Origin of the sequence: Sphaerospermopsis aphanizomenoides BCCUSP55 (assembly GCF_001586785.1) — a bacterium.
Taxonomy (GTDB): Bacteria; Cyanobacteriota; Cyanobacteriia; order Cyanobacteriales; family Nostocaceae; genus Sphaerospermopsis_A; species Sphaerospermopsis_A aphanizomenoides_A.
Genome location: NZ_LUFH02000093.1, coordinates 1 through 26,286 on the forward strand (window position 1 = coordinate 1; position 26,286 = coordinate 26,286).

At 38.7% G+C, this 26,286-nt stretch carries 25 protein-coding genes; 14 read left to right on the plus strand and 11 right to left on the minus strand.

The window, feature by feature from the left end; all coding sequences use genetic code 11:
- Positions 1–704: 704 nt before the first annotated feature.
- On the plus strand, positions 705–2,351 hold the full coding sequence (locus A0J48_RS20535) for a hypothetical protein (RefSeq protein WP_200326427.1): 1,647 nt from the start codon (positions 705–707) through the stop codon (positions 2,349–2,351).
- A gap of 21 nt (positions 2,352–2,372) precedes the next feature.
- Here the strand turns inward: A0J48_RS20535 and A0J48_RS20540 are convergent, their stop codons facing one another.
- Positions 2,373–4,508 carry an NAD(P)/FAD-dependent oxidoreductase gene (locus A0J48_RS20540; protein WP_200326429.1) on the minus strand — a complete coding sequence of 712 codons (2,136 nt, stop codon included), beginning with the start codon at positions 4,506–4,508 and terminating at the stop codon, positions 2,373–2,375.
- Positions 4,509–4,669: 161 nt separating this feature from the next.
- Between A0J48_RS20540 and A0J48_RS20545 the strand changes: the two genes are divergently transcribed.
- Complete coding sequence (locus A0J48_RS20545; protein WP_200326431.1) at positions 4,670–4,906, plus strand: hypothetical protein; 237 nt, start codon at positions 4,670–4,672, stop codon at positions 4,904–4,906.
- A gap of 19 nt (positions 4,907–4,925) precedes the next feature.
- On the opposite strand, the gene A0J48_RS20550 is transcribed toward A0J48_RS20545, so the two are convergent.
- The 6 genes from A0J48_RS20550 to A0J48_RS20575 form a co-directional block, all read right to left on the minus strand.
- On the minus strand, positions 4,926–6,284 hold the full coding sequence (locus A0J48_RS20550; RefSeq protein ID WP_200326439.1) for a protein kinase domain-containing protein: 1,359 nt from the start codon (positions 6,282–6,284) through the stop codon (positions 4,926–4,928).
- Between the two features lie 628 nt (positions 6,285–6,912).
- The gene (locus tag A0J48_RS20555) at positions 6,913–7,149 is read right to left on the minus strand and encodes a hypothetical protein (protein ID WP_200326441.1); all 237 of its coding nucleotides are present in this window, start codon (positions 7,147–7,149) and stop codon (positions 6,913–6,915) included.
- Between the two features lie 4 nt (positions 7,150–7,153).
- Complete coding sequence (locus A0J48_RS20560; protein ID WP_200326443.1) at positions 7,154–7,390, minus strand: hypothetical protein; 237 nt, start codon at positions 7,388–7,390, stop codon at positions 7,154–7,156.
- Between the two features lie 316 nt (positions 7,391–7,706).
- Entirely contained in the window at positions 7,707–9,011 is a 1,305-nt protein-coding gene (locus tag A0J48_RS20565; protein WP_200326445.1) for a serine/threonine-protein kinase, read from the minus strand.
- Positions 9,012–9,671: 660 nt separating this feature from the next.
- The gene (gene cimA, locus A0J48_RS20570; protein WP_200326447.1) at positions 9,672–11,306 is read right to left on the minus strand and encodes a citramalate synthase; all 1,635 of its coding nucleotides are present in this window, start codon (positions 11,304–11,306) and stop codon (positions 9,672–9,674) included.
- A 304-nt stretch (positions 11,307–11,610) separates the two neighbouring features.
- Positions 11,611–12,957: a GAF domain-containing sensor histidine kinase gene (locus A0J48_RS20575; RefSeq protein ID WP_200326449.1), complete on the minus strand. Its 1,347-nt coding sequence runs from the start codon at positions 12,955–12,957 to the stop codon at positions 11,611–11,613.
- Between the two features lie 534 nt (positions 12,958–13,491).
- Between A0J48_RS20575 and A0J48_RS20580 the strand changes: the two genes are divergently transcribed.
- Positions 13,492–13,809 (plus strand): DUF3155 domain-containing protein, encoded by a 318-nt coding sequence (locus tag A0J48_RS20580; protein ID WP_013191616.1) that lies wholly within the window; start codon positions 13,492–13,494, stop codon positions 13,807–13,809.
- A 287-nt stretch (positions 13,810–14,096) separates the two neighbouring features.
- Here A0J48_RS20580 and A0J48_RS20585 read toward each other — a convergent pair whose 3' ends face one another.
- Together A0J48_RS20585 and A0J48_RS20590 are read right to left on the minus strand one after the other, a co-directional pair.
- Positions 14,097–14,285, minus strand: a complete 189-nt coding sequence (locus A0J48_RS20585; RefSeq protein WP_200326451.1) for a hypothetical protein — start codon at positions 14,283–14,285, stop codon at positions 14,097–14,099.
- A gap of 14 nt (positions 14,286–14,299) precedes the next feature.
- The gene (locus tag A0J48_RS20590) at positions 14,300–14,830 is read right to left on the minus strand and encodes a cofactor assembly of complex C subunit B (RefSeq protein ID WP_200326461.1); all 531 of its coding nucleotides are present in this window, start codon (positions 14,828–14,830) and stop codon (positions 14,300–14,302) included.
- 165 nt (positions 14,831–14,995) lie between these two features.
- On the opposite strand from A0J48_RS20590, the gene A0J48_RS20595 reads away from it, so the two are divergent.
- Complete coding sequence (locus A0J48_RS20595) at positions 14,996–15,565, plus strand: DUF3611 family protein (RefSeq protein ID WP_200326463.1); 570 nt, start codon at positions 14,996–14,998, stop codon at positions 15,563–15,565.
- Between the two features lie 38 nt (positions 15,566–15,603).
- Here A0J48_RS20595 and A0J48_RS20600 read toward each other — a convergent pair whose 3' ends face one another.
- Positions 15,604–16,188 carry a Uma2 family endonuclease gene (locus A0J48_RS20600; protein WP_200326474.1) on the minus strand — a complete coding sequence of 195 codons (585 nt, stop codon included), beginning with the start codon at positions 16,186–16,188 and terminating at the stop codon, positions 15,604–15,606.
- A 266-nt stretch (positions 16,189–16,454) separates the two neighbouring features.
- Here A0J48_RS20600 and serS point away from each other — a divergent pair, with 266 nt between their 5' ends.
- The 9 genes from serS (at position 16,455) to rpsN (ending at position 25,128) form a co-directional block, all read left to right on the plus strand.
- Positions 16,455–17,735: a serine--tRNA ligase gene (gene serS, locus A0J48_RS20605; RefSeq protein ID WP_200326464.1), complete on the plus strand. Its 1,281-nt coding sequence runs from the start codon at positions 16,455–16,457 to the stop codon at positions 17,733–17,735.
- 405 nt (positions 17,736–18,140) lie between these two features.
- Positions 18,141–18,350 (plus strand): DUF2281 domain-containing protein, encoded by a 210-nt coding sequence (locus tag A0J48_RS27180; protein WP_234301054.1) that lies wholly within the window; start codon positions 18,141–18,143, stop codon positions 18,348–18,350.
- A complete protein-coding gene (locus tag A0J48_RS20615) occupies positions 18,338–18,739 on the plus strand; it encodes a type II toxin-antitoxin system VapC family toxin (RefSeq protein ID WP_200326465.1) in 402 nt (133 codons plus the stop codon). Before A0J48_RS27180 ends, A0J48_RS20615 begins: the two co-directional genes overlap by 13 nt.
- A gap of 180 nt (positions 18,740–18,919) precedes the next feature.
- Entirely contained in the window at positions 18,920–19,069 is a 150-nt protein-coding gene (locus A0J48_RS20620) for a hypothetical protein (RefSeq protein ID WP_200326466.1), read from the plus strand.
- Between the two features lie 36 nt (positions 19,070–19,105).
- Entirely contained in the window at positions 19,106–20,194 is a 1,089-nt protein-coding gene (rseP, locus tag A0J48_RS20625) for an RIP metalloprotease RseP (protein WP_200326467.1), read from the plus strand.
- Positions 20,195–20,435: 241 nt separating this feature from the next.
- A complete protein-coding gene (gene nth / locus A0J48_RS20630) occupies positions 20,436–21,092 on the plus strand; it encodes an endonuclease III (protein ID WP_200326468.1) in 657 nt (218 codons plus the stop codon).
- Positions 21,093–21,155: 63 nt separating this feature from the next.
- Positions 21,156–22,460, plus strand: a complete 1,305-nt coding sequence (locus A0J48_RS20635) for an ATP-binding protein (RefSeq protein WP_200326469.1) — start codon at positions 21,156–21,158, stop codon at positions 22,458–22,460.
- A 154-nt stretch (positions 22,461–22,614) separates the two neighbouring features.
- Positions 22,615–24,660, plus strand: coding sequence for a tetratricopeptide repeat protein (locus A0J48_RS20640; protein ID WP_200326470.1), 2,046 nt, complete (start codon positions 22,615–22,617; stop codon positions 24,658–24,660).
- Between the two features lie 165 nt (positions 24,661–24,825).
- Positions 24,826–25,128, plus strand: a complete 303-nt coding sequence (gene rpsN / locus A0J48_RS20645) for a 30S ribosomal protein S14 (protein ID WP_200326471.1) — start codon at positions 24,826–24,828, stop codon at positions 25,126–25,128.
- Positions 25,129–25,206: 78 nt separating this feature from the next.
- On the opposite strand, the gene A0J48_RS20650 is transcribed toward rpsN, so the two are convergent.
- Positions 25,207–25,536 (minus strand): hypothetical protein, encoded by a 330-nt coding sequence (locus A0J48_RS20650; protein WP_200326472.1) that lies wholly within the window; start codon positions 25,534–25,536, stop codon positions 25,207–25,209.
- A gap of 114 nt (positions 25,537–25,650) precedes the next feature.
- Here A0J48_RS20650 and aat point away from each other — a divergent pair, with 114 nt between their 5' ends.
- The gene (aat, locus tag A0J48_RS20655) at positions 25,651–26,229 is read left to right on the plus strand and encodes a leucyl/phenylalanyl-tRNA--protein transferase (RefSeq protein ID WP_200326473.1); all 579 of its coding nucleotides are present in this window, start codon (positions 25,651–25,653) and stop codon (positions 26,227–26,229) included.
- The last annotated feature ends 57 nt before the right edge of the window (positions 26,230–26,286 follow it).

Below are 26,286 nucleotides of genomic sequence, written 5' to 3' on the forward strand. Positions count from 1 at the left end.
TGGCAGGGGTGGCAGGGGGCAGAGGAGAAATAAATTCTTCTTATTCTTCTGAACTACTGAACTACTGAACTACTGAACTCCTGATAGCGAAGCGTGGCGCAAGCCATACTCCTGGAACTCCTGAACTTCTATTCTATTAATTGGTAAAATTTAATACAAATTAAGCAGATAATATCTACCTAATTGCAGTAGCTGAGATAACACTGCGGGGATCATAATATTTTTTAGCAAATTAATACAATTTTTAATCACCGTCAAGGAGGTTCACACCCCTTACCACTAAGAGCTAAAAACACTACATCATACAGAATGTTAATGCAGCAAAAACTGACAATATGACCAAGGTATTATCAGCCTCAACTCTAGATGCTCGAAGTAAAAATCCTACAAGTTGTTGGGTTTTGCGGCAATAACGTGAAAGGCCAAGAAAAGGGTATAAAGGTGTGGAGAAATTAATTCAAAATACTGCCTGGTGATAGCGCCGCTTGGCGTAAGCCATACTCCATACTCCATACTCGGTACTCGGTACTCAATACTCGGTACTCTCCTGATCTCTTGCCTTCATGTACTAGCCACTCATGCTGAAAGAGAGTTAAACTTGGCTTCTAGAGGAAATCCTGATTGCCTATGGCAATTGAATGTATTTGATCAGCAATGCTGCCACAAGTATTGCTGAATATTTTTAAGCAGGTGGGTCAAGAGTGATGAATATAGCTGACACCTCAAACAACGGCACTGTGATTGAACCCCTAAATTCTCTAAATTCGCCCCCATCAGAGCAGGCGAGTTGTCCTTTTTACTCAGTTGTGCATGATGAAAATATGGTCGTGACTAATTTACCACTCCTGAACCCAGTCGCAGATATCTCCGACGGGCTAAACCCACAGCAGTGTGAAGCCAAAGTTACAGATAATTTAAAAAATCATGTCCAACAGGACTGGGTGGCAGAACCTGACAGCGAACAACAAGCAGCCGTAGACTCGGAATTTCAACAGTTGCTGGCATTAAATCAAGAGTTAAGCACAGCTAACAGTGATTTATACAATCAGGTAGAGCAGTTAAAACAGGAATTAGCGGAAGCAGAAAAGATTTTGCAGTGGCAAAAAAAACGTTCCAGCGTCACTGATTCGATGCTAAATCAACAAACTCAGGAACTTTCAGCCGCCCAAGAGCAAATTCAATCCTTGTTTCAACAGCTAGAAACGGCTATACAAACTGTGCAACGACAGGAAATTTTTATCGAAACGCATAAAGCACAATTACAAATTAGCCAACAACGTCTAGCTCAGTTAGAGCGTGAGTGTTCTTTGTTGCAAACTAATTACGGTGAACAGTCTCAGCAGCTATTACACTCAGAAAATACCTGTCGGGAACTGCGGATTCGACTAATGCGCCAACAGCGTCAAACGCTGCAATTTAAAGCGGCTTTAGAAAAATGTCTAGACACCTCTGTTCCTAACTATGACACTCTAGAAGATAAAGCCCATCATCCCCATGACATAACTGGTGGACATACAAGATTCTCCAGAAAAGCAAGGTCTTTGTTCCCTAATGCCCAACCCATTAAACCTTGGTCAGCAGAATCAGATTTTATCAGTGATGCTTGTGGGGGATTAAACCAACACACAGATAATTCCTGGGTAGAAGGTTCAATACCATCCCCAGCAGCAAAAAATTCCGCTCCTCATATTCCCATATCTTCTGATCACTTTTTGGATATAGAACACACTTTTACATCCCAAGAAATAGCTGCTGCTTTGGAAGTTGATGAGTCTGTAATTACATCAGAAATGGCTTCTGCTTCTAGTTCCTCCAACCTAGACCAACAGTTGGAGAGTTTAATTTCAATGTTTTTTACCAGTCAACCTACAACAGTAACTTCAAACACCACGGCAGATATTGGACAAAATCATCAAACTCATCCATCCATCTGGGACAATTCAGCCTCTACTACTGGGGACAATGGTCAAGAACCAAAAGAGACAAAAGAACAAAATTTAGAAACAGAAATAAATTCTGCTGCTAGTGCCTATAGTGCTGAAACAGAACACTTGCTCATCTCTCCCACTCATGAATCATCAGTAACTCCCACAACTCCCGCTGTTCCATATAAACCAACAAAAGCTGGAGAAATTGAAGATTATTGGGATCAAGTTTCACCCTCTCCATCGTCTCAATTGCCCATACACCATTTTTCCCTAGAGCCATTAGGTGAATATCACCAGGACAATAAATCACCTTCACCGTTGCTTTACCCTCAACGTCCACCCAAGGGACGAAAATCATTAGCATCTGTGGAACTGCCGAGTTTTCGCCCCAAAAATCATCAACAGGGAAAAGGTGACAATTGACAATTGACAATTGACAACTTACTAATGACTAGCTGGAGTTAATGCTTTTGACTTCACTGTAACTGCCTGATTACGCCATTGTGGTTTGCCAGTAGAAATTCCATAATTAATGGTTAACAATTGCAACCATAATCCGGGGTAACGTGGTTCTAACCAAGATTGGCTCGATTGCAGGAAGTTTGCAAACCATCTACCTAACAAAATACTGACTAGGGCGTGACGACAGAAGTTGAAATAATTACCTAACCACCTAAGTAAATCTTTAAATCCGGCCATTTGCCAAATCCACAGTAGCAAAGCAGGATTTTTTCTGGCTGCTTTGAGAGCTAAACGGTTAAATGTCAACCAATCGCAACGATCCTTAATGAAATTATCTGCGACTTCTGGGGGTTCATCTGCTAATAAGCCAAAGAAGGTGTTAAGCATAGCATTCACCCTTTGGGGTGGGATAAATTTCCCTGTGGGAACCATCATCCCTTTGGAGAATAGCCAGGTAACAGCAACGTTACTTTGGTAAGCACGAATTTTATTGAGGTGACGGAAACTCAATAGGTCATGTTTCAAGGCAATATTCAGAAGAGTAGTTAAACGTTCTAAGTTACGAACCAGGGAACCAAAACCAGTGAAAACTAGGGGAGATTGCAGGGAAGCAGCATCACCAATGGCAATTAATCTATCAAAGGCAACGGTGCGATCGCTACTACTAACACTAAAATGCCCTGGAATATAGCCAAAAGTTGGTTTTTTCCACACTAGTTTATCCAGATCACAACGGCGATACTCTGGCAAAATCGTGAAAAAGTCCTCATACATCTCCAGCAAAGAACCAGGATTTTTCCCATTCACCTCATGGTAGTGAAACAAATAAATTGTTAGTTCTTCCTCCACACCAGGAAACAACTCCCAAATTAACTGTCTCCCTCTGGAAATATCCCCGTGACTGTAGAGAACATCCCCATACTGACTATCCCACACACCAGGCTCAAATCCTTTCTCAATCACTGCTCCCACCGTCGGACACACACTATCAAAAGCCCGACCACCATTTAATTGCCAAGCGATAGGAGAAGCAGTACCCATTGCATCTACCAGCAACCGCCCTTTCACTTGCTGCTCATTTCCACTAGGCAAATGCTTGACAGTAACCTTAACTTGTGCATTACTGATATCAGCCCGGACAAACTCTGTCTCATCCCAAATATCACCACCCGCAGCTTTGAGTTTTTCTCCACATAATTGCAATAATTTATCTGAATCTAGGGCGATATTTAAAACCGTTGGTGTGTGAAGAATTGGCGCTTTCAGCCCAGGTGGATTATTAGCATCAAAGAATTTATTAAATCCGTCTTTATATTCTTTAGCAATTATGCTTTCTAACTCAGCAGTTGTTAGCAAACCCAGATTGACCAAAGTTTGAATTTCATCACGAGAAATATTCCATTCTCGGTTCATCCTACCAAATGACAAACGTTCCACCAACAAGACTTTATAGCCTAATTTAGCCATTAACGCTGCATGAATTGAACCTAAAGCCCCACCGATATAAATTAAGTCATAACTGGGGGAAGTTTCGCTGGATAGGGTGGTGGGGTGGTGGGGTGATAGGGAGGCTTTATTCTCTTTCTCCCCATTTTCCCATCTCCCCATATCCCCGTCTTTTCCCCAAGCAAAAACCACCTGACGGGGTTGTTGAGGGTTTCTTACCCCTTCACGCCAACGTTGCTCCCACCAGTAAGCACGCTGGAGGTCATATTCCCCATTGGGCATTTTCTGAAAATACTTGACAGTGAGGGGATAATAAGTCTCTAACTCTGTAAAAATCGACTTTTGAGGATCAATCTTGGGTGGTTCTGGGTATTGATGCGGAAAGCGGCTTCTAATACCTGTAGTTAGCCGTTGCAGAATTTGCCCCTCATTCACAAAGGGTTTATTTGCCCAACGGAATACTTTGAGATAGGTAGTGCGTTGTACTGACCAAACAAATACAGAAAGTTCATCTGGTAAACTTTCCGTGTTAGATACAACAGGCTTTCTCAAGCGCAACCCGTCTGTAGTCAGCATTTTTTCTCCGTACCCAGGCACAAAGTCTGTTTGTAGCCAGTCGCGGACAGCACCACTATCGGGGGTAGGAACTTCTAGATAAAGAATCTCTTTCATTTTCTGCTAACATCTCCCATTCATCTACTCATTACGAAAGATTTGACAACGGCAAAAAGTGCGTTACACTCCGCCCTATCAGTTGCATCAAGATTTAGTTAAGAACTTTTAATAGATTGTTAAATTTATTAATCATTTTGGAAATTTTGTAAACCTACGCCATGAATTATCCTATCCCAGAGAGTCCCCAAGAAATTGTTGCCCTCCAACAACAGCCTGTTGATGAAGAGCTAGTAGCTGCTGTGATTGCCGGAGTAGTTAAGCTGGTTCGCGCTCAGGGTCAATCTTTAGAAGAATTAACTGCCCAGGTGTTAGAGGATGACCCGGTGTTAGATAGACAACAACGACGCTGGCTTAGTCAGTTGGTTGCTCAAGCGTGGGAAAGTTTTCCATCCTGAAGGCAGGAGGCATGACCCATTACCACCTGCAAATAGACAACGCCTGTTTAAATTCTGCTGCGGTTTGAAAATAAATTTGCGGTTTTTCTGTTAAAGCTAAATCTATAACTTTTGCTAAATTTTCAGGAATACTACTATCACGTTGACGAATGGGTACAGGATGATTATTTAAAATACTAGCCCAAGGATCACCATCAAAATCACGGGGGAAATATCCCGTTAGCATATTATATAAACAAGCCGCACTTGCCCAAACATCAACTTCTGGTAAGGAATGTTTAAAATCTAATACCTGTTGACGGGGCATAAATACAGGAGTTCCCATTTTTGTACCTGTGAAAGTTTGTCCACTCAAACCTGCTAAATCAAAGGCTTTAGCTAAACCATAATCTCCGATTTTTACCACCATTTTACCATCAATTTTAGTAATAAAAATATTGTTGGGTTTTAAATCTCGATGGACTAAACCGTTACCTTTTCCGAGTCTACCATCCGCTAATCTCACATAAGGAACTTCGACGTTATGGGCATAGATTAAACCATCGAGAACTTGCAGAATAATATCAATAGCAAGATTAACTGGTAAACTTCCTCCTAATTTCTGCATTAAATCCCAAACATCCCCACCTTCGCAATATTCCATAGTGAAGAAAAAGCTATTTTCTGCAAAACCATAATCTAATAGTTGCACCACGTTGGGATGTTGTAAATATTTGGTGTTTTCCGTTTCTCTCAAAAACATTTTCACACCCTGTTCTGTAGCTGCAACTGCGGGTAGCATGATTTTCAAAGCTACGAGTTGCTTGGTTTTTTGATGTTGAGCTAAAAATACTTCTCCACAACCACCTTCACCCAAAGATTTAATTAGATGATAATTAGAAATGACTTTAAGATTTTGATTACCTTGATTAGCTAAATTAAAGAGATTTTGAATAATATTTAAAAGATTCGGTTTTTGGTTTTCGGGTTTGTTTTTTTCAGGAATAGGAATATAAGGAGTTTTTTGTTTTTCCGGTTCTTGCAAAACACCAACATCAAAAATAATATCTCCGATTTGTACCCGGTCATTATGAACTAAATCATATTCGGGAAAAACATATTTTGCAGAGGCTTCTGGTGTTTCTCCTGGTTTTCTTTGACCGATGATTTTACCGTTAACATAAGTTCCGTTTAAGCTACCTAAATCTCTAATTCTAATTTCTGGAGGGTTGATATCTAATAAGCAGTGATAACGGGAAACTTTCAGATCAATATTATCTGCTATTTGTAAATTGCAGTCATCGTTTCTACCGATAATACAAGTGCTGCGACTATCAAATATATATTGTTTTCCTGATAGTTTCCCCGTAGTAATAGTCAGAGTAACAGTAGGTGGCATATTCAGATATTAATAATAGTTGTTGATTTTACCAAAGTAATAAATATTATAGTACATGACAGTAAAAATCATTATCCGCGTTTCTCATCTGCGTTTATCTGCGTTCATCTGCGTTCATCTGCGTTCCCTGTCTCTAAATCTATAAAAAAGCTTTTTTGCAATAAAGGGGGTCTATTCTCAATATTACTGAGAATGGTGTCAATAATTCAACGAGTTTTGGTGATTTCAGCTTGGGGGGTTGACAGTGTTCTGAGTTTTGGGTATGCTTATGTTATATCTAGGAATCTGTCCGCGCTATATATAACAGGTTTTGAATTATTGAAGTTGGGATTTATAGGATTTTTTGTCAGAATCAGGATGTCCAGGATTTGAGGATGTACAGGATGTTATTGAATGATTGTTTTTGGGAAGTTGGGAATTTTTCAGGATGTTATTGAATGATTGTTTTTGAATAATTTACACCATCTAAAAATTACCATCCTGAAAATCCTTTAATCCTGGTTATCCTGATTCAGACAAATACAATTTTCATCAACAAACAAACAATCTAAAAATTACCATCCTGTTAATCCTTTAATCCTGGTTATCCTGATTCAGACAAATGCAACTTTCATCACCAACAAACTATCTAAAAATTACATAAGGATAATAATTCTCGACTTTCAGCAGGTAATTCCAGTAAAATAAAATAGGAACTAGGATAAAGATAATCTTCTCCTGATTCATCTATCACACGAATTTGATGATGTTGACTTGCTTTTTTATCAGGTAAAATTTCATAGATTTTTCTAGTGTCTAGGGATGCTGGATAATTATCATTTTTGATACAAATAGCGAATTGTTTAGATATATTTGTATTTGACATAAGTTTACTCATCTAAAAGGTACTTGATTTTTATTTCTTTTTTACCAATACCATGAGCTTCATACCAATGAAGTTCAGCTTGACAGATGCTTTCATCTTCTAATTTAATGGTAGCAATTCCTTTTAATTTTCGCCATCTCCCTTGTCCATAGATTTTCTTTAATCTTTCTACATCACGAATTGATTTATCAATAGCAATTATTTCTATTTCCTCAATTTTTCCTAATATCTCAAAATTCAATGTTGTTATCCTTGTGAAAATAAGTTTTGTCAGAATCAGGATGTCCAGGATTTGAGGATGTACAGGATGTTATTGAATGATTGTTTTTTGGAAGTTGGGGATTTTTCAGGATGTTATTGAATGATTGTTTTTGAATAATTTAAACCATCTAAAAATTACCATCCTGAAAATCCTTAAATCCTGGTTATCCTGATTCTGACAAATACAAACTTAACCACCAAACCAACTATCTAAAAATTACCATCCTGAAAATCCTTAAATCCTGGTTATCCTGATTCTGACTTAATAATTCTCTGTAACCCTTAAATGTTACAGTTTACAAGTCTCGACGCGAGAGAAGAGCGTACCAACCGTACACTTCTAAAAAATACATCCACTTGCATGGGAGGTGTCCTTCTGGAGACCCTATATCAAAAGTAATATCACTGTAGTGCAACCAGTCATGGTGACTTCCTTTATTCAATCCTACCTTCTCCCCAAAGGCTAACCAAATTTCGTCAATGTCAGTTCTTCCTCCCTTTATTTCCTTCTGATAAATCTTTTTCTGCACAGAAAAACCAAACTTACCATTGCTGTATTTTACCCACAACTGGTCAATGGTGCGGAGGTCTGCACAGGGAAAATTATCAATACTCTCAGTATCTAAGCAACCTTCCTCTTTCCGTTTCGCAACTGCGAACATTACCCGTCTTGTTTCTTCATCCGCATCTTTCCAGTTTCCTGCTTGGAGTAAGTCACGCAGTTTTCTGTAGTCCATTCCTACATCTGATTTTAATTCTACCTCTTGATTTATTAACCCCAAAATTTCCCGAAACTCTCGTACAGTTTGCGGACGGTTTTGGGGTTCTAACTCCATACCTTTGAGAATAGCAGCATTTACCTGATCGCTAATATTCTGATTATATTTTTGCGGTGGTTGTAAAATGACATCATCTTCAGCGCGATAGTTAGCAGGAATGGGAACTCTCAGAGTTAACAAAGTGTACAACGTCGCAGCTAAAGCATAAACATCAGTATAATAACCAAAATCTCCCCGTCGTTCATACTGTTCTATAGGTGCATAACCTTCCGTTTTACTCGCAGTCATGCTTCTAATTTTTCCCAGTTGAAACTCTCGCGCTAACCCAAAATCAATTAATACCGCTTCCTTGGTTTTCCGTCGTAGTAAAATATTATTGGGTTTCACATCCCGGTGTAAAAGTCCCCGTTCATGAACGACTTCTAAAGCTTGTCCGATTTGGTCAATGTAACTCAAAGCTTCCGTTTCTGACAAGTAGCCATTTTCTGCTGTATATTCTTCTGTATATTTTTCTAAATCTTCCCCTTCTATATATTCCATGACTATAGTTTGCAGTCCATTTTCTAGGAATATGTCGTAAACTTCGACTACATGAGGATGATGACATCTAGCTAATGATAATGCTTCCTGTCGAAATCTTTTTTGTCTATCTGCAAAGTCTGGTTTTTCCCATTGTTCCCGTTTCAGGGTTTTGATAACAACTAAACGATTTTCTTCTGTATCTTCTGCAAGATAGGTTTCACCAAAGCCACCCCCACCAATGACTTTTTTAATGATATACTGTCCGTTCTGTAGACTGGTGTTAGGTGTCCAAACTTGCATAATGTCAGAATCAGGATATCTAAGATGAAATATAATATACAGGATATCAAGATTTTTTGAATCTTGTCAGAATCAGGATATCCAGGATTAAAGGATGTGCAGGATAGGATTTGTAAAATTCCTCTGCGTTCTCTGCGCCTCTGCGGTTCGTTTAAAAAATTCTAACTAAGAAAATAAACTTAACATCCGCGTTTATCTGCGTCCATCTGCGTTTTTTGTCTGAATTAGGATGTCCAGGATTTGAGGATGTACAGGATGAGGTTTATAAACTGGTGCTGAGGATTTTTGGATGTGAGTGAAAATATTGATGTTGATAGTTGCAAAATTTACTATATATGCGCGGACAGATTTCTACTCATAACATTAGTGTAAATCAACTTATTCGTCTTGTCAAGTCTTAATTGTCAGAATCAGGACACCCTTTGGGAAGTCAAAAGTCAAAAGTCAAAATTAAGAAATAAATGATATCCAGGATTTACAGGATGTGGGTGAAAATATTGATGTTGATAGTTGCAAAATTTACTATATATGCGCGGACAGATTTCTACTCATAACATTAGTGTAAATCAACTTATTCGTCTTGTCAAGTCCTGACGGAAAAATACAAATAGAATTTGAGTAGAGATATTAAAAAAACATCTCTACAAAATCTCTAAACTTCTACACCTTCAAAGACTTTTCCGCCTGAAAATGTAACAACAACCCATATTCCAAACCAGCAACTACAGCTTGATAGGAAGCCTCCAAAATGTTCTGAGAAACTCCTAAAGTTGTCCAACGTTGTTGACCATTACCCGACTCTACCAAAGCGCGAGTTTTTGCAGATGTGCCTGTATGTCCGTTGAGAATTCTCACTTTGTAATCTGTCAATTCAAACTCGGCAATTTGCGGATAAAAATTCACCAAAGCTTTACGCAACGCAGCATCCAAAGCCTCTACTGGCCCATTACCTTCTGCTGCTTCCAGAATATTTTTACCATTCACAGCTACTTTCACTGTTGCTAAAGAATTAGTAGTTTCCTTCACTTCCACTAAATCACAATGGACTTGAAAACCTTTAACTTCAAAAAACTGTTGTCTCAGTCCTAAAGCCTCATACATCAACAGTGCAAAACTAGCCTCTGCGGCTTCAAATTGATATCCTTCACTTTCCAATTCTTTCATACGTTGGAGAATTTGCCGGGTTTGGGGATCATTTTTATCTAATTCCATTCCCAAAGTTCTGGCTTTAGCTAAAACATTGCTTAAACCAGACTGTTCAGAAATGACAATGCGACGACGGTTTCCCACTTGTTCCGGCTGAATATGTTCATAAGTCAACGGGTTACGTTCTACCGCAGAGACATGAATACCACCTTTATGTGCAAAAGCCGAACGTCCCACAAAAGGTGCGTGTTCATCAGGTGCGAGATTAACAACTTCACTAACAAAACGACTAGTTTCTGTAAGTTGACTTAGCTGGTGTTCACCAATACAGCTATAACCTAACTTCAATTGTAAATTAGGAATCAGAGAACACAGGTTAGCATTACCGCAGCGTTCACCATAACCATTAATAGTACCCTGTACCATTTTTGCCCCTGCCATAACTGCTGCTAGAGCATTAGCAACCGCCATTTCTGAATCATTATGGGTGTGAATACCAATTTGAGGAATTGTTTTTTGTTCTTGACAAATGACAACTGACAACTGAGAACTGACAACTCCAACAATTTGCGTAATTTCATGAGGTAAAGTACCGCCATTAGTATCACATAGAACTAACCATTCAGCCCCTGCTGTTGCTGCTGTTTTGATTGTCTGTAAAGCATAATCAGGATTATTTTTATAGCCATCAAACCAATGTTCAGCATCATAAATCACACGCCGTCCTTGAGAACGTAAATACTCAATTGTGTCGCGGATCATAGCTAAATTTTCGTCTAAGCTGGTTTTGAGTCCTTCAATGACGTGCAAATCCCAAGACTTACCGAAAATTGTTACCCAGCGAGTACCCGCAGACAGTATGGCTTGCAGCATTGGTTCTTCTGCTGCTGTGGAGTGAGGACGACGAGTGGAACAAAAGGGAACTATTTCCGCTTGTTTGAGGGGATTTTCTTGGAGTTGCCAGAAAAACTGCACATCTTTAGGATTAGCTCCTGGCCAACCACCTTCAATAAAGGGTATACCTAATTCATCAAGTCTATGAGCAATACGTAATTTATCTTCTATGGACACTGAAAGTCCTTCCCGTTGAGTGCCATCTCGGAGAGTCGTGTCATAAAGCCAAAGCTGAGGAGAGGGAGTTGTGGTCATAAAATTGAGACCTGAGAGACAACTTTGCGGCGATGTGCCAATATATAGCAGGTCATAGGTGACAGGTGACAGGTGACAGGTGACAGGTGACAGGTGACAGTAAGAAGAGAATAGGAGTTCAGGAGTTCAGGAGTTACAGGAGTTACAGGAATTCAGGAGTTTAGGAGTTCAGGAGTTTAGGAGTTACAGGAGTTCAGGATAAACAAGAATTTCAGAATAAAGAATTAATTTTTCTCCCCCTGCTTCCCCTGCTTCCCCTGCCTCCCCTACACCCTAAACCCTAAACCCTATTCCCTGTCACCTCTCATACTTCAGGCAACCAAATTATAAATGTTGTTCCTGGGTTTTGAGGTGAGGTAATTTTGGAATCAAGTGCAGGGCTGAAAACTTCTATTTCTCCCTGCATTTGTGCTATGAGTTGTTTAGCGATCGCAATTCCTAAACCAGTTCCAGGAATTTCTGTTTGTGCTTGTACACCACGGTAATATCTTTCTCCTAGATGTTCTAAATCTGCTGGCGGAATTCCTGGACCAGTATCACTGATAGCTATACCTTGAAAGTTAGCTTTTTTTTGCCCTGTTGCTATCCAAATTGCACCACCAGCAGGAGTATATTTCAAAGCATTATCAATGATATTACTCAAGACTTCTCTTAATGCTTTGATATTAGCTTTTACTAAAGGTAAATGATCAGGAAGTTCGGCTATTAATTCTAAATTTCGCTCTTGGGCAATAGCTTGAGCCGATATTAATAATGGTATTAATAAATCTTTTAACTCGCAATTAGTCACGTCTTCCCCTGTTCCCGGCAATAATAGGGGAGGCTGGGCATCTTTCTGCACAGATGCTTCCACAACCTGAGATTTTGGTAGGGGAAGAGGTGTTAAATCTGCATCCGTTAAGTCTATTACTTGATCAAACTGTTGTAGCAGTTCTTGGAGGCGATCGCTTTCCCGGACTATACTTGTTGCTACATCTCGATTTGCATCTGTTGGTCGCAATCGTTTAAACAGTAGCTTACCAAAAGTGCGGATCGCTGTCAAAGGGTTGCGAAATTGGTGCAAAAGATTATCGAGTAAATCCCGTTGTTCTGCTTGCAGAATTTGTTGCTGGTGTAGCTGTTGCTGCAACCATGCACGACGCTGATCTAAAATACAAGCGATCGCTAGAGTTTTGGCTATCCGCTGAACTTCGCCTTCTTCCCTTTCATTCCAGGCTCGATCATCTCTTCCTGCCACCAATATCCCCATCATTACACCTTCATAGATCAGAGGTAACACAATTTGATGATTACCACTAAACATATCTTCATCTTCCCGATGGGGTTGGTCTGTATTTGCACTTTCAGACTCCTCTGATGAAAGAGAAGAGGCTGATGCTGTCAATAACTTTCCCCGTTGATTTGGCAGTGCCAAAACATGACCAAATTGTATTTGCTGATTCACTATTACCCGATTTAGCTGTTCCCCCTGCCTGAATACTGCCGTTTCCGGATAAACCACCACAGGGATCAATTGTGCCTCACTGGTGGGTGTATCGACAAACTCTTGCGTTAAGTATACCACACTCAAAGACGCTCCCAGTCCTTGGGTTAAAAGCGATATTTGCTCTCGGCACAGAGCAATAAAATCAGAACTGGCAGACATTAACATTTTTTAGCTCTTGCTCAAGATTATAATTAGGTCGGTGTTAAAAATTGTCGTTGTGACAAGGCAGGAGACAGCTATGCTGGAGGCAGGAGGGAAAAGGTTTTTAGGCAACTTTACTTTTTGATACATACTTCTGTTTTTTCGCGCTTTTCTACTTAGACTAGCTGGGAAAAATAAGAAAAATGCTAAGTTTTTTACTAACTCATCTATTAAGCTTAACTATATTTTCTCATTAATGCTTTATTCTGGTGAATTATATTTCCAGTTACAACACAAGGGAAAATCACTATCGAGTTGAAAAACTTTCAAAAACCTGATCAAAGAAGTTGTTTCCTCCTGAGTCCTGTAAAGTTTGAGCATTGGTAAACCGCTACTAACTCCTAATTTCCAGCCTCACACCTCCTGCTTCCTGCCTCATGAATTTTCTTGTATCAAAAGGTTAAAAACCATTGATTTTTTAAACTATAACTTATATAATTACGACGGGTTTTGTAGCTATGACTACAATCTTATAGCTTGAAAGAGGAGGACAATAGGTTGGCCAGGAGACGTAAACGGAAAAGTCGTCGTCGCCAAGAAGGACGACGCATCCTAGAACACGTGCCTCAGTACAGCATCGAGAGCGGCGAAGATAAACCTGTGACAGCAGCAAGAAAATTTATTCAGGCTGAAGGGATTTTGCCTCCTGCCTTGCTACTTGTAAAGCGGAATGAACACACCACAGACCGTTATTTTTGGGCTGAAAAAGGTCTGTTTGGCGCTCAATACGTAGAAGAAAATCATTTTTTGTTTCCCAGCCTGCGAGTTCTGGAAGCTCCTGCTGGTCAAGAATTAGTGACTGTGGCTAGTCGTTAACATCTAAAAATGATCCTCTTACGCATTGAATGTGACTTCTAACTTCTGACTCTGACATTAATTAACTGGCAAAATTGCTCAGTTTATGCAAAAATTCAATTTTTTTTAAGTTTGTAGCTGAACTGCCAGTAAAGCTTATCCAAATAATTAGGTAATTAACTTCTTTGCAGCTTACTTGTAGGAGTTGATATCTAGTATAGGAATGCAGAAGGGATTAGCAACAGAAACAATCGCATACAAGTATGTGTAGTTTGCGTTCTTAGGGCTGAAATGACCAAAACAGTCTGTCAACCAAACTTACTTTCTCGACGATAGAAGTCGTTAGAAAAACTATCAAGACTAGATTTGTTTTGCCTCCTCCCTACTGCTTCCTTTCCCCACAAATCATCATCTAACAGGATTGTGGATTGATCCCACAGATAAATCTGGAGGTTTGTACCATTAAAGATAAAGAATTGTTGGTTAGAAATTGACACGAAGTTGTCAACACTCAATTGCCCATTTTTAACTGTAACGCGCTTTGTAACTCAGCGATCTCATCTCGATGAGCAATAACCGTGATTATACTTGAGGAGTGTTGCTGATTTGGTATTGTTTCCATTTTGAGTGATACCTGCTCCAGTCTTCCAGCTTTTTGCCAGTAAAATATACCACTTACAGGTGATAGCAAAACTAAAGCCAGAAAAAACGGACTCTGGCTAGAAAAAACCTGGGATAAAACCAGTGATAGACAAACAAGACCAACAGCTGCTAAGACAGTGAGAAAGATAGCTAAAAACCAGCTAGGTCTGACAAACCCTTCAAAAGTCACTTGATTTTTTTCTTTGTCTACAGATATAACTCGGTAAGAGCGAGAGCGAAAATACTCTTTTAACTGAGTCATAAAAGTAGCTTCATCTTGCTCAGATAGCAACTGCGCTTTTTCTGTGCGGTCTTTAGTCGAAGCGCGAATAAAGAAAAATAACCCGACTGATAATAATAAAGTTAGCAGGAACGTAGATGGAACAATAGCAGTATTCATAAGTAATTGTTACTGTTTGAGTTGATCTGACTTATTCATTATCAATTATTCTGGAAGTTAAGGGAACAGGGAAAGAAGACAGATATTTCTGTTTTTTCCACAAATGTTTCATTACTTTTGCTCAGGTAGTTAATGTTTAATGTTTAATGTTTAATTTTTAGTCTTATGTCACAAAACTCCGAAACCCCATCCTCTAATCTTCGGTTAATTGCCAAAAATTTTCGTTTGGCAGGTTGGATTAGTTTTTGGATTCAGCTGGTGTTAGGTGTTATTTCTGGGATAATTGTATTATTATTCGCCATCTTCAGTCAAAGATCAGGAAGTCCAAATAACAATCCCGGAACAGGATTTGGTGTATTTTTGGCCATTTGTGGACTAGTTGTTTTAGGTGCAGGAATTTACTTGGCCTACCGCTACACCAGAATTGGCAAACAACTGGAGTCTTCTAATCCTAGCAACCGACCTCGCAAATTGGAAACCGTACAGGTATTAAGACTGGGACTCTGGGTAAATTTAGGAGGAATACTGGTGACACTGCTGGGAGCGCAAGCCATAGTTGGTACACTGGTAGCTCGGTCAATCTCGCCACAAGCTGTCACCACCCAATTATTTGACCCCACTCGGATTATTAGCGGTTTGGATATGCTAGTAGTACAGGCCAATACTAACACGGTTTCAGCGCATTTTGCCGGACTTGTATCTTCACTATTTCTGTTAAATCGGATTACTAAATAGATAATGGGTAATGGGTGGTTGGTGATTGGTGATTGGGATTATTTATCATTGAAAACAGGTAATTCTAAAATAAATCCTGGTAAAACATTTTCTCCAGATAAGGTTGTTGGTAATGATAGAATTTCTACAGATTGATTTTGACGATAAATTTCTACTTGTTGATTTTGCGGATCAATTAACCAACCTAACCTTAAACCACTATTAAGATATTCCTGCATTTTCTCCTGTAATTGACTTAAAGAATCGGTACGAGAACGCAATTCTATGACGAAATCAGGACAAATTTTAGGGAATTTTTCTTGTTCTTGAATGCTTAAAAATTGCCAACGTTCATTAGCTATCCAAGCGACATCAGGAGAACGTCTACCACCATTAGGTAAAGTGAAAATAGTGGAAGAACTAAAGACTTTTCCCAGCTTAGTTTGACGATTCCAAATCACAACATCAGCATTAAATTCTGATTCTCTATTACCACTAATTGCACCCACTGGAGGCATAATTATTAATTCTCCTTTAGCTGTTTCTTCCAGTTTCCAATCTTCGTTAGTTTGACAGAGGTGAAAAAATTGTTCATCACTTAAATCAACATTTTTGATGTTTAAAATCACGGGTTCAGATGTCATCATTGCTGAAAACCTCCTTGTTCTGATACCAATTTATCATAAAGTTGCATAAGATCAGAAGCTAATAATTAAACGCTGATGGACGCAGATGAACGCAGATGAGAAACGGATGATTTGATTAATTTGATGATTTTGTATGGTTCTTGTATAAAACTGGTGTTAATAATAGATATGATTGATGATGCAAGAAATGATTGAGCAATACTAAACCTCTAGGCTTAATCACTTCGATCAAGTACAATCGACAAAATTAACGACAACCAAAAATGCTGGATATTAAACAAATTAGAGAAAACCCTCAACTGGTACAAGAAAAGCTGAATACTCGTAGTGGTAAATATGACATTCAGCCTATATTAGATTTGAGTCAAAAACAACGGGAATTAGAAGTAAAACGGAATGAATTACAAGCCCGGAGTAATGAAATTGGTAAACTGGTAGGACAAAAGGTAAAATCGGGTGTTAATCCTCAAAGTGATGAAGTTCTCGCTTTAAAGGAAGAAGGGAATAACATTAAAACCACATTAAGCGAATTAGAACCCCAGGAAAAAGAGTTAAAAGCGCAAATTCAAGATTTACTTTTAGCACTTCCTAACCTTCCTAGTGACTCTACACCCATCGGTGCAAGTGAAGACGATAACCCAGAGGTGAGAAGATGGGGAGATGAATATAAACCCGAAAACCCGAAGATTTTACCACATTGGGAAATTGGGGAAAAGTTGGGTATTTTGAATTTTGAAAGAGCGGTAAAAATTGCCCAAAGTCGGTTTGTGAGTTTGATAGGTGCGGGTGCTGCTTTAGAAAGGGCGTTAATTCAATTTATGCTTTCTCAGCATATTGAAAATGGGTATATTGAAGTTAGTCCACCGTTATTAGTTAATACTGATTCTTTAACGGGAACTGGACAATTACCGAAGTTTGCAGAAGAAAGTTTTAAATGTGCAGATGATGATTTGTGGTTAATTCCCACTGCGGAAGTTCCGGTGACTAATTTTTATCGGGGGGAAATTTTAAACGCAGAAGATTTACCAATTTATCACTGTGCTTATACTCCTTGTTTTCGGCGAGAAGCAGGAAGTTATGGACGGGATATGCGGGGTTTAATTCGGTTGCATCAATTCAATAAAGTGGAGTTGGTGAAGTTAGTAAAAGCGGAAGATTCTTTTGAAGAATTGGAGAAGTTGGTAGGTAGTGCAGAGTCAATTTTACAGGCGTTAAAATTGCCTTATCGTGTGATTAATTTATGTACTGCTGATTTAGGTTTTGGGGCAACAAAGACCTATGATTTAGAGGTTTGGTTGCCATCTTCTGGGAAGTATCGAGAGATTTCTAGTTGTTCTAATTGTGTTGATTTTCAAGCAAGAAGGGCGGATATTCGGTTTAAGGAAGCTGGTAAGAAGGGGACGCAGTTTGTACATACTTTAAATGGTTCTGGTTTAGCTGTGGGAAGGACGATGGCGGCGATTTTGGAGAATTATCAGCAAGCTGATGGGACGATTAAAGTACCGGAGGTTTTGCAGGTTTATTTGGGTAGGGAGGTTTTGTAGTTTAGGGGTTTTGTAGAGGCGTTTGGGGATGGTATGATACCAAAGCAAAACGCTTGGATAGTAAAAGCCTAATGTCTATATGGGGAACTATTAATAATCTGAGAACACATTTACACAGCATCTTTAACTAATAGTTTAATCACTCATATTTTAGGGTGCGTTACATTTCATTAACGCACCATTTTTATTAAAATTTAACTGTCTGAATCAGGATACCCAGGATGAAAGGATTAACAGGATAATATTTGATATTGATATTCTGGAATATTGAAATTAGTGCAACTTTTGAAAATATAGATGAACATTAAAAAACCATCCTGTACATCCTCAAATCCTGGACATCCTGATTCAGACAAAAAGTGACAATCTATAATATAATTACATTATAATCCTAGAGGTAAAACTATGACTATTGAACAAGCAGTTTTAGAAAACTTTCGAGAATTACCAACAGATAAACAACAAGAAGTTTTAGATTTTATTCAATTTCTCAAACATAAATTACCATCAAAAAAACGCCGTATTCCTCCTAGTTCTATTGCTGGTAAAGGTAAAACATTGGGTGATATTGTTAGTCCTATTGTCAATGAAGAAGAGTGGGAATGTCTCAAATAATAGTCCTTGATACTCATATCTGGTTCTGGTTTATTAATCAGGAATTTCAGAGATTTCCTACCCATTGGAGAGAAATAATTGAAACCTCAGAAGAAGTAGGAGTTTCCGCTATTTCCTGTTATGAAATTGCACTTGCACAACAACGAGGAAGACTACAATTACCTTGTAGTGCTAATCAATGGTTTCAGGAAGCATTAGAACCATCAGGTATTACATTATTTCCTGTAACTGTAGAAATTTCCTGTCGTGCTGTAAATTTATCTCCTGTTCATAAAGATCCATTTGATCGTTTAATTATTGCTACTACATTAGAATATCAAGCAAAATTAGCCAGTATTGATGGTTTCTTTTCTCAATATCCTGAACTCAATAATTATTTAATAAAATAGTTCGCTCATCTCGTAGGGTGCGTTAATCAAATTTATTTAATGCACCGTTTTTTATTATTTTAATAATACATTTAACTGTCTGAATCAGGATATCCAGGATTAAAGGATTCACAGGATAATATTTGAATTTGATATTGTGGGTATGAATTAAGTTTATATCCTTGATAATTTTTCCAAATCTTGGCAAATTTGCCCTTAACTACAAAAATTGCCCGTTTTTTCCCTCAAAGTCTAGACATTGGCGAAATTTCCATAATTCGCGCTTTTCGTGCTGGGTTGCAACAAACAACAGCAGATTTCGTTTCTGAGTCCGTTCGCAAACTACAATAAAGATATATATCCGAAATATTTTGACTAATTTGCTCTATGTCAGTTTTAGCAGCGATCGCAGTCTTGGCTATTTTGATCTTAGTACACGAGTTGGGGCATTTTGTAGCCGCACGTTCCCAAGGTATTTATGCTAACCGCTTTTCCCTGGGTTTTGGCCCCATCCTGTTGAAGTACCAAGGATCACAAACAGAGTATACCATCCGTGCTTTTCCTTTGGGTGGCTTCGTCGGCTTTCCCGATGACGACCCAGACAGCGACATTCCCCCCAATGACCCGAACCTGCTGCGGAATCGTCCTATTTTAGATCGAGCGATCGTCATTAGTGCCGGCGTGATAGCAAACTTAATATTTGCTTATTTAGTTCTGGCTCTACAATTGGGTATCGTTGGTATTCCCCAAGACTTTCAATATCAACCAGGTGTAATTGTCAAACCTGTGAACGAACAAACCGTTGCTTATCAAGCAGGTATTCGTGAAGGTGATATTATCCTGAGTGTTAATGGTCAGGAACTTGCTCCTGGTAATGATTCTACCTTATTTCTGACTAAAGAAATTCAAACTCATCCCAATCAGCAAATTAACCTGAAAATTCAACGCCAAAATCAAGAAATTCCCCTGACATTAACGCCTAAACTCGGTGCTGATGGTAAAGGTTTAGTGGGAATTGAACTAGGTCCCAATGGTGCAGCAGTTTATCGTCGTCCCCAAAATCCTATAGAGATTTTCACAGTTGCTGCTAACAGATTTCAACAGTTATTTATTGGTACAATTAAAGGCTTTGGACAGTTAGTTACTAACTTTCAACAAACTGTAGGACAAGTTTCTGGGCCAGTTAATATTGTCAAAATTGGCGCTAAACTAGCTGCTGATAACAGTGCTAATTTGTTGTCTTTCGCAGCAATTATCAGTATCAATTTGGCAGTTATCAATATTTTGCCTCTTCCCGCTTTGGATGGTGGACAATTGGCTTTTCTCCTCATTGAAGGGTTGCTTGGTAAACCCTTACCTGCGAAAATTCAAGAAGGCGTAATGCAAACTGGTTTAGTCCTACTTTTAGGATTAGGTATTTTCTTGATTGTCAAAGAAACTACTCAATTAGAATGGGTACAACATCTGCTACAGTAAGTGTAGAGTAGGTGACAGGTGACAGGTGACAGGTGACAGGTGATAGAGTTAAGAGTTAAAAGTCTTTTACTTTCTAAGTTTTATCATCTGTTGATGTTTTAACCACCTTGGCTCTCAGGATAACCGAATTTTAGATTTTAGATTGGGGATTTTAGATTGAATATGAAACAATCAAAATCCTCAATCTAATATATTTCCAACGCATAAATCCACAATAGTAAAATTCAACATCAAAACTTGATTGACTCGTAAAACATTATCCAAAAAACAACGGGCTTTAGAAATTCTCTCCCGTCTGCACCATCTTTATCCAGATGCAACTTGCTCTTTAAATTATGAAACTCCTGTACAATTATTGGTAGCAACTATTCTTTCTGCTCAATGCACAGATGAAAGAGTGAATAAAGTCACACCGGGATTATTTCGGCGATTTCCTGATGCGGAAAGTTTAGCCAATGCTGATATCTTAGAATTAGAAGAATTAGTCCGTTCAACGGGTTTTTATCGCAATAAAGCCAAAAATATCAAAGCCGCTTGTCAGATGATTGTCAAGGATTTTAACTCAATTGTTCCCAACAAAATGGAAGAACTGTTAAAACTTCCTGGAGTAGCGCGAAAAACTGGAAATGTGGTTTTAGCCCATGCTTATGGTATTAATGCAGGGGTGACTGTAGATACTCACGTCAAGCGGTTAAGTCAGCGTTTGGGGTTGACAAAAAATACAGAACCTATTGGTATTGAAAAAGATTTAATGCAATTATTACCCCAACCAGAATGGGAAAATTGGTCTATTCGTTTAATTTATCATGGTCGGGCTGTGTGTAAAGCCCGTTCTCCTGGTTGTGATATGTGTGAGTTGGCTGATTTGTGTCCTCAGAATATGGATAATGGACGTTAGGATATTTGCTAAGATTCCCATTTTCATCTATGATTGTGGAGAAATATTATCTATGACAAGAATATGACTCAGCAGTTACAACAACAATTCTCACAAGCATATAAAGATTTAGATGTATTTCCTTTAATTGAAGAGGAAGAAATCAAGGCTTTTCGAGTTGATTTTGCTAATGATACTCTTGAGGAATTATCAGCACTTGTGGAAATAGCTGATGATGATGCCAAGATTATGTTTACAGGACATCGCGGTTGTGGTAAGTCTACCTTGCTGTGGCAATTTGCAGAAAACATGGAGAAGAGTGGAAACTATGTAGTTACTATCTTTTCTGTAGCTGATTTAATTGAAATGTCTGATATTAATCATGTTAACATTTTATATTCTATAGCTATAACATTATTAAATAAAGCTACTGAAATAAAAGGTTTAAAAATATCCCAAGAGACAGAAGGTGATCTCATAGATTCGTTGATTACTACCACGAGTAAGACATATACTCAAGAGATAAAAGCGAAAGTAGGTGCGGGTGGTAATTTTTTCCAGATTATCACGGCTATGTTAAAAAGTGAAGCGGGTTTTAGAGAAGAAATTAAAAAGACTTATGAACCAAAAGTTAGCGAATTAGCTAACAAAGCTAATCAAATTGCAGCATTGATTACAGCAACTACAAAGAAGAGGATTTTAGTTGTCATTGATGATTTAGATAAACTAGATTTGGAGTTATTAGATAAAGTTTATAAAAATAATATAAAATCCCTGTGCTTGCCTAATTTTCAAATTGTTTATACAATTCCCATTTATGCTATCCGTGATCAGCAATTACGGGGAATTTTAAATGGAGAAACTAATAGAATAGTATATATGAGATTGGCTAAGTTTTTTAAAAAAGGAGAAAGTCGTTTACCTGATATTTTACCGAATCAAGATGTATTAACAGTTTTTTCTAATATTTTGCAAAAACGTCTTCCTCAAGAGTTGATAGAGTCGGAAACATTAGAAAAAATCGTCTTGAAAAGTGGTGGTTTAGTCCGAGAAATGGTGAGAATTACTAGGGAGTGTTGTTTAAAATGTTTTATTTTACTGAAAAAACAACCAAACCAGACCAATATTAAAATCAATCAGGAAATTTTCCAAGAAGCAATTACAGATTTACGAAATGACTTTGATCGTAATTTAGGTTCAACAGGGTTAGATATTTTAGCAAGCACATATTATAATAATGGTTGGAATAATACAGAAAATAGCAGCGACCATAATTTTTTAGACTTATTACATGGACTGGCTGTGTTAGAATATAACAATGGAGAAGTCTGGTATGATGTGCATCCAATTGTGGTGGATATTCTCAGACGAAAAGAGAAGATTCAGTAATTTTTATCCTTGTATCTGTAGGGGTAATAGCATTTGGAAAGCAAGCTACATGAATTACCCCTACGACGGAAGAATTCATACTTTGTTGGGTTGCGCTGTCGTTGAACCTAACCTACGATTAATGTAATTGATTTAATCTATTAATCTAGTAATTATGGTGACAGATGATGTTAAGAAAGAAAATAAGCGTAATTACCAAAAATTGATTACTGCTTTAGAAGTTAGTCAGGGTATTTTAAATTTGTTAATTGCGGTTTGTGATGATCGTAATTTACAAGCTAGGTTAATTCAAGAATATGAAGATGAATTAAAAAAACAGGGTTTTCTCTGTTATCGGGTCAAGGTGCGAACTCATGACCCTAGTTTAACCTATGCTTTGGGAAAATTGGTAGAGTCAGATATAAATTTACAACAACAATTACAACAAAAAAAACCCGCAGTAATTACAGTGATAGGTGTGGATGAGTTGCTATCGGTGCGGTTAGATGCACCAAAATCAGAACAGGAAAGGTTTTTTGGTTATTTACAATGGACTAGGGAAGCGTTACGTCAATTTCATTTTCCGGTGGTGTTGTGGGTAACTGATGCGGTGGTGACGAGGTTAGCACAGAAAGCGCCTGATTTTTGGAGTTGGAGAGGTGGAGTATTTTGGTTTGCAAGGGAGTCTAGTCCTGTAGAAGTACAGAATATTGCTAATAGTAATATTAATTATGTGACATCCAAAACAGTAACTAAGGAAGTTGGTGGTTTACCGTTAGAGGAAATTTTAAGACTTATTGATAATATTGAATCTCAGGGAAAAGATTCGCCTTTATTATCCACTTTATATGATAGTTTGGGTCAGGCTTATCAACAACGTTATGATAATTCCCATAATCGTCAATTAGCAATTGCAGCTTATGAAAAAGCCATTGCTTTACAAACTAAGTTAGGTTTAAAAGCTGATTTGGCTAGTAGTTGGGAAAATTTAGGTGATCTTTATTTTGAAATTAAAGATAATGTTAAAAATGCTGAAAATTGTTATGGTAAAGCACTAGCAATTTATCAGGAAATTGGAGATAAAAACGGGGAAGCTAACACATTAAAAGCCATAGGGGATGTGTTGCAATTTCTCGACCGGAGAGATGAGGCATTATCACGGTATGAACAAGCTTTGTCATTCTACCGGGAAATAGGCGATCGCTTGGGGGAAGCTAACACATTAAAAGCCATAGGGGATGTGTTGCAATTTCTCGACCGGAGAGATGAGGCATTATCACGGTATGAACAAGCTTTGTCATTCTACCGGGAAACTGGTTCTCGCTTGGGGGAAGCTAACACTTTACAAGCCATAGGGAATGTGTTGCAATTTCTCAAACGGTCAGATGAGGCATTATCACGGTATGAACAAGCTTTGTCATTCTACCGGGAAACTGGTTCTCGCTTGGGGGAAGCTAACACATTAAAAGCCATTGGGGATGTGTTGCAATTTCTCGAACGGTCAGATGAGGCATTATCACGGTATGAACAAGCTTTGTCATTCTACCGGGAAACTGGTTCTCGCTTGGGGGAAGCTAACACATTAAAAGCCATAGGGGATGTGTTGCAATTTCTCAAACGGTCAGATGAGGCATTATCACGCTATGAACAAGCTTTGTCATTCTACCGGGAAACTGGTTCTCGCTTGGGGGAAGCTAACACTTTACAAGCCATAGGGGATGTGTTGCAATTTCTCAAACGGTCAGATGAGGCATTATCACGGTATGAACAAGCTTTGTCATTCTACCGGGAAATCGGCGATCGCTTGGGGGAAGCTAACACTTTACAAGCCATAGGGGATGTGTTGCAATTTCTCAAACGGTCAGATGAGGCATTATCACGGTATGAACAAGCTTTGTCATTCTACCGGGAAACTGGTTCTCGCTTGGGGGAAGCTAATGTTTTGCAGGAATTGGGTAAATTACAAGCTGACCCAAAACAGAGTTTAGAATATCTCCAACAAGCACAAAATCTTTATCAACAAATTGGTGATATTTATAGCCAAAGCCGCAATTTAATCTATTTTTTGGCGGATGTGCAGTTACAAATGGGAGATAAAGCCGCAGCGATTAATTCTTTAATTACAGGTGAGGAATTAGCCGCCAGGATTAATTATCAACCTTTGCAGAAACGCGCACAGGATAAATTAGCAGAAATTCAAAATGATGAAAATTCACTATAACTTGTGTGTGCAGAAATCCGAAAATTCTCTTTCCCCCTGCCCACTATTCCCTATTCCCTATTCCCTATTCCCTATTCCCTATTCCCTATTCCCTTAACTTAATGACTAATGACCACTAGCCATAGTAGAATAGAAAACGCTGCCTTTTAGTATATTAGACATTTTATGGCAAAGAAGAGCATGATTGAGCGCGAGAAGAAACGCGCTAAGTTGGTAGAAAAGTATGCTGCAAAGCGGGAAGCCCTGTTGGACGAGTTCAAAACAGCAGAATCTCCCCTAGATAAGCTGGAAATTCACCGTAAAATTCAACAATTACCCCGTAACAGTGCGCCTAGTCGTAAGCAAAACCGTTGCTGGTTAACTGGTCGTCCCAGAGGCGTATATCGTGACTTTGGACTATCTCGTAACGTTCTCCGGGAATGGGCGCACCAAGGTTTATTACCTGGCGTTGTTAAGTCTAGCTGGTAATCAGTGATCAGTAATCAGTAAGCAGTAATCAGTAAATAGGCTGATAACTGATAACTGATAACTGATGACTAAAAAGTATTATTGCCCGCAACACCGATCAATTCCCAGGCTGTCTAAGAGTAGATCGCTAACAGCGTTGGCGATCGCAAACTCTCCATAAAAACTCTTGGAAAAATCAAATGCTTGCATCTCTGTGACAATGGCTATCACCAGAGAACCTAAATCATTTTCTCCTTCCATTCGTTGTCTGACAAAAATCTGCGCTGCACGTTGGGCAATTTTTTGATTAACTATTTCGGGAAGAAATTCTGTATCCAGCCACCGCAGTAGACGCTGTTGTAACCATTCGCCTTCTAATTGAGGATTTTCCGATGGTGGTAGGGTAACGGGTGGAATTGGCTGAGTCATGTTTGTATATATTAAATAGATTTTGTTTACCAAGGTAATCTCAGAAGAATGCTGAAAGGCCGACACTTGCCTAATGCGTTCCTCTGGGGATTTTTTTCATGATTTGCACAAACTATGGAATATGATGTTGCTGCTATTATTCGAGGTTATGCACAAGGTTATTTTCTCATGGCTGATGAGAGCGATCGCCTGGGATGGTATGGAAGTAAAGAACATACTTTAATTCCCCTGGATGACAGATTTCGCTACCCCAAGTCTCTACAGCGTGTCCTCAACCAAGAAAAATTTACGGTAGCAATTAACCGTGATTTTCTCGGTGTAGTTGCTGGATGCGCTAACCGCGAAACTACTTGGATTTCCTCAGAACTACAAAAGATTTACTGGTTACTTTACCAGACTGGTTATGCTTATAGTTTTGAAACTTGGCAAGGTAACAAACTTGCAGGGGGAATTTTAGGAATTGTGATCGGTGGTGCTTTTATTGGGGAATCAATGTTTTACAACATTCCTGAAGGTTCTAAAGTGGCAATGGTCAAACTGGTAGAAAGATTGCGTCAACAGAAATTTATGCTATTTGACGCACAAATGATGAATCCCCATTTAGCTAGGTTTGGCGCTTATAATGTCAGTCTTCAAGAATATGAACCTTTACTTCAGCAAGCTTTACAACTTCCTTGTTATCTGGAAGATTAGGAATGTGGGGTGTAGGGTGTAGGGTGCAGGGTGTGGGGTGCAGGGTGTGGGGTGTGG

Bases quoted from the DNA above. Each gene is read 5' to 3' on its own strand.
- A0J48_RS20555 (WP_200326441.1), bottom strand. From the start codon at position 7,149: ATGTCAAATACAAATATATCTAAACAATTCGCTATTTGTATCAAAAAT.
- A0J48_RS20590 (WP_200326461.1), bottom strand. From the start codon at position 14,830: ATGAATACTGCTATTGTTCCATCTACGTTCCTGCTAACTTTATTATTA.
- rseP (WP_200326467.1), top strand. From the start codon at position 19,106: ATGTCAGTTTTAGCAGCGATCGCAGTCTTGGCTATTTTGATCTTAGTA.
- serS (WP_200326464.1), top strand. From the start codon at position 16,455: ATGCTGGATATTAAACAAATTAGAGAAAACCCTCAACTGGTACAAGAA.
- A0J48_RS20615 (WP_200326465.1), top strand. From the start codon at position 18,338: ATGTCTCAAATAATAGTCCTTGATACTCATATCTGGTTCTGGTTTATT.
- A0J48_RS20640 (WP_200326470.1), top strand. From the start codon at position 22,615: ATGGTGACAGATGATGTTAAGAAAGAAAATAAGCGTAATTACCAAAAA.
- A0J48_RS20550 (WP_200326439.1), bottom strand. From the start codon at position 6,284: ATGCCACCTACTGTTACTCTGACTATTACTACGGGGAAACTATCAGGA.
- A0J48_RS20540 (WP_200326429.1), bottom strand. From the start codon at position 4,508: ATGAAAGAGATTCTTTATCTAGAAGTTCCTACCCCCGATAGTGGTGCT.
- A0J48_RS20535 (WP_200326427.1), top strand. From the start codon at position 705: ATGAATATAGCTGACACCTCAAACAACGGCACTGTGATTGAACCCCTA.
- A0J48_RS20600 (WP_200326474.1), bottom strand. From the start codon at position 16,188: ATGACATCTGAACCCGTGATTTTAAACATCAAAAATGTTGATTTAAGT.
- aat (WP_200326473.1), top strand. From the start codon at position 25,651: ATGGAATATGATGTTGCTGCTATTATTCGAGGTTATGCACAAGGTTAT.
- A0J48_RS20545 (WP_200326431.1), top strand. From the start codon at position 4,670: ATGAATTATCCTATCCCAGAGAGTCCCCAAGAAATTGTTGCCCTCCAA.
- rpsN (WP_200326471.1), top strand. From the start codon at position 24,826: ATGGCAAAGAAGAGCATGATTGAGCGCGAGAAGAAACGCGCTAAGTTG.
- A0J48_RS20565 (WP_200326445.1), bottom strand. From the start codon at position 9,011: ATGCAAGTTTGGACACCTAACACCAGTCTACAGAACGGACAGTATATC.
- cimA (WP_200326447.1), bottom strand. From the start codon at position 11,306: ATGACCACAACTCCCTCTCCTCAGCTTTGGCTTTATGACACGACTCTC.
- A0J48_RS20575 (WP_200326449.1), bottom strand. From the start codon at position 12,957: ATGTTAATGTCTGCCAGTTCTGATTTTATTGCTCTGTGCCGAGAGCAA.
- A0J48_RS20635 (WP_200326469.1), top strand. From the start codon at position 21,156: ATGACTCAGCAGTTACAACAACAATTCTCACAAGCATATAAAGATTTA.
- A0J48_RS20595 (WP_200326463.1), top strand. From the start codon at position 14,996: ATGTCACAAAACTCCGAAACCCCATCCTCTAATCTTCGGTTAATTGCC.
- A0J48_RS27180 (WP_234301054.1), top strand. From the start codon at position 18,141: ATGACTATTGAACAAGCAGTTTTAGAAAACTTTCGAGAATTACCAACA.
- A0J48_RS20650 (WP_200326472.1), bottom strand. From the start codon at position 25,536: ATGACTCAGCCAATTCCACCCGTTACCCTACCACCATCGGAAAATCCT.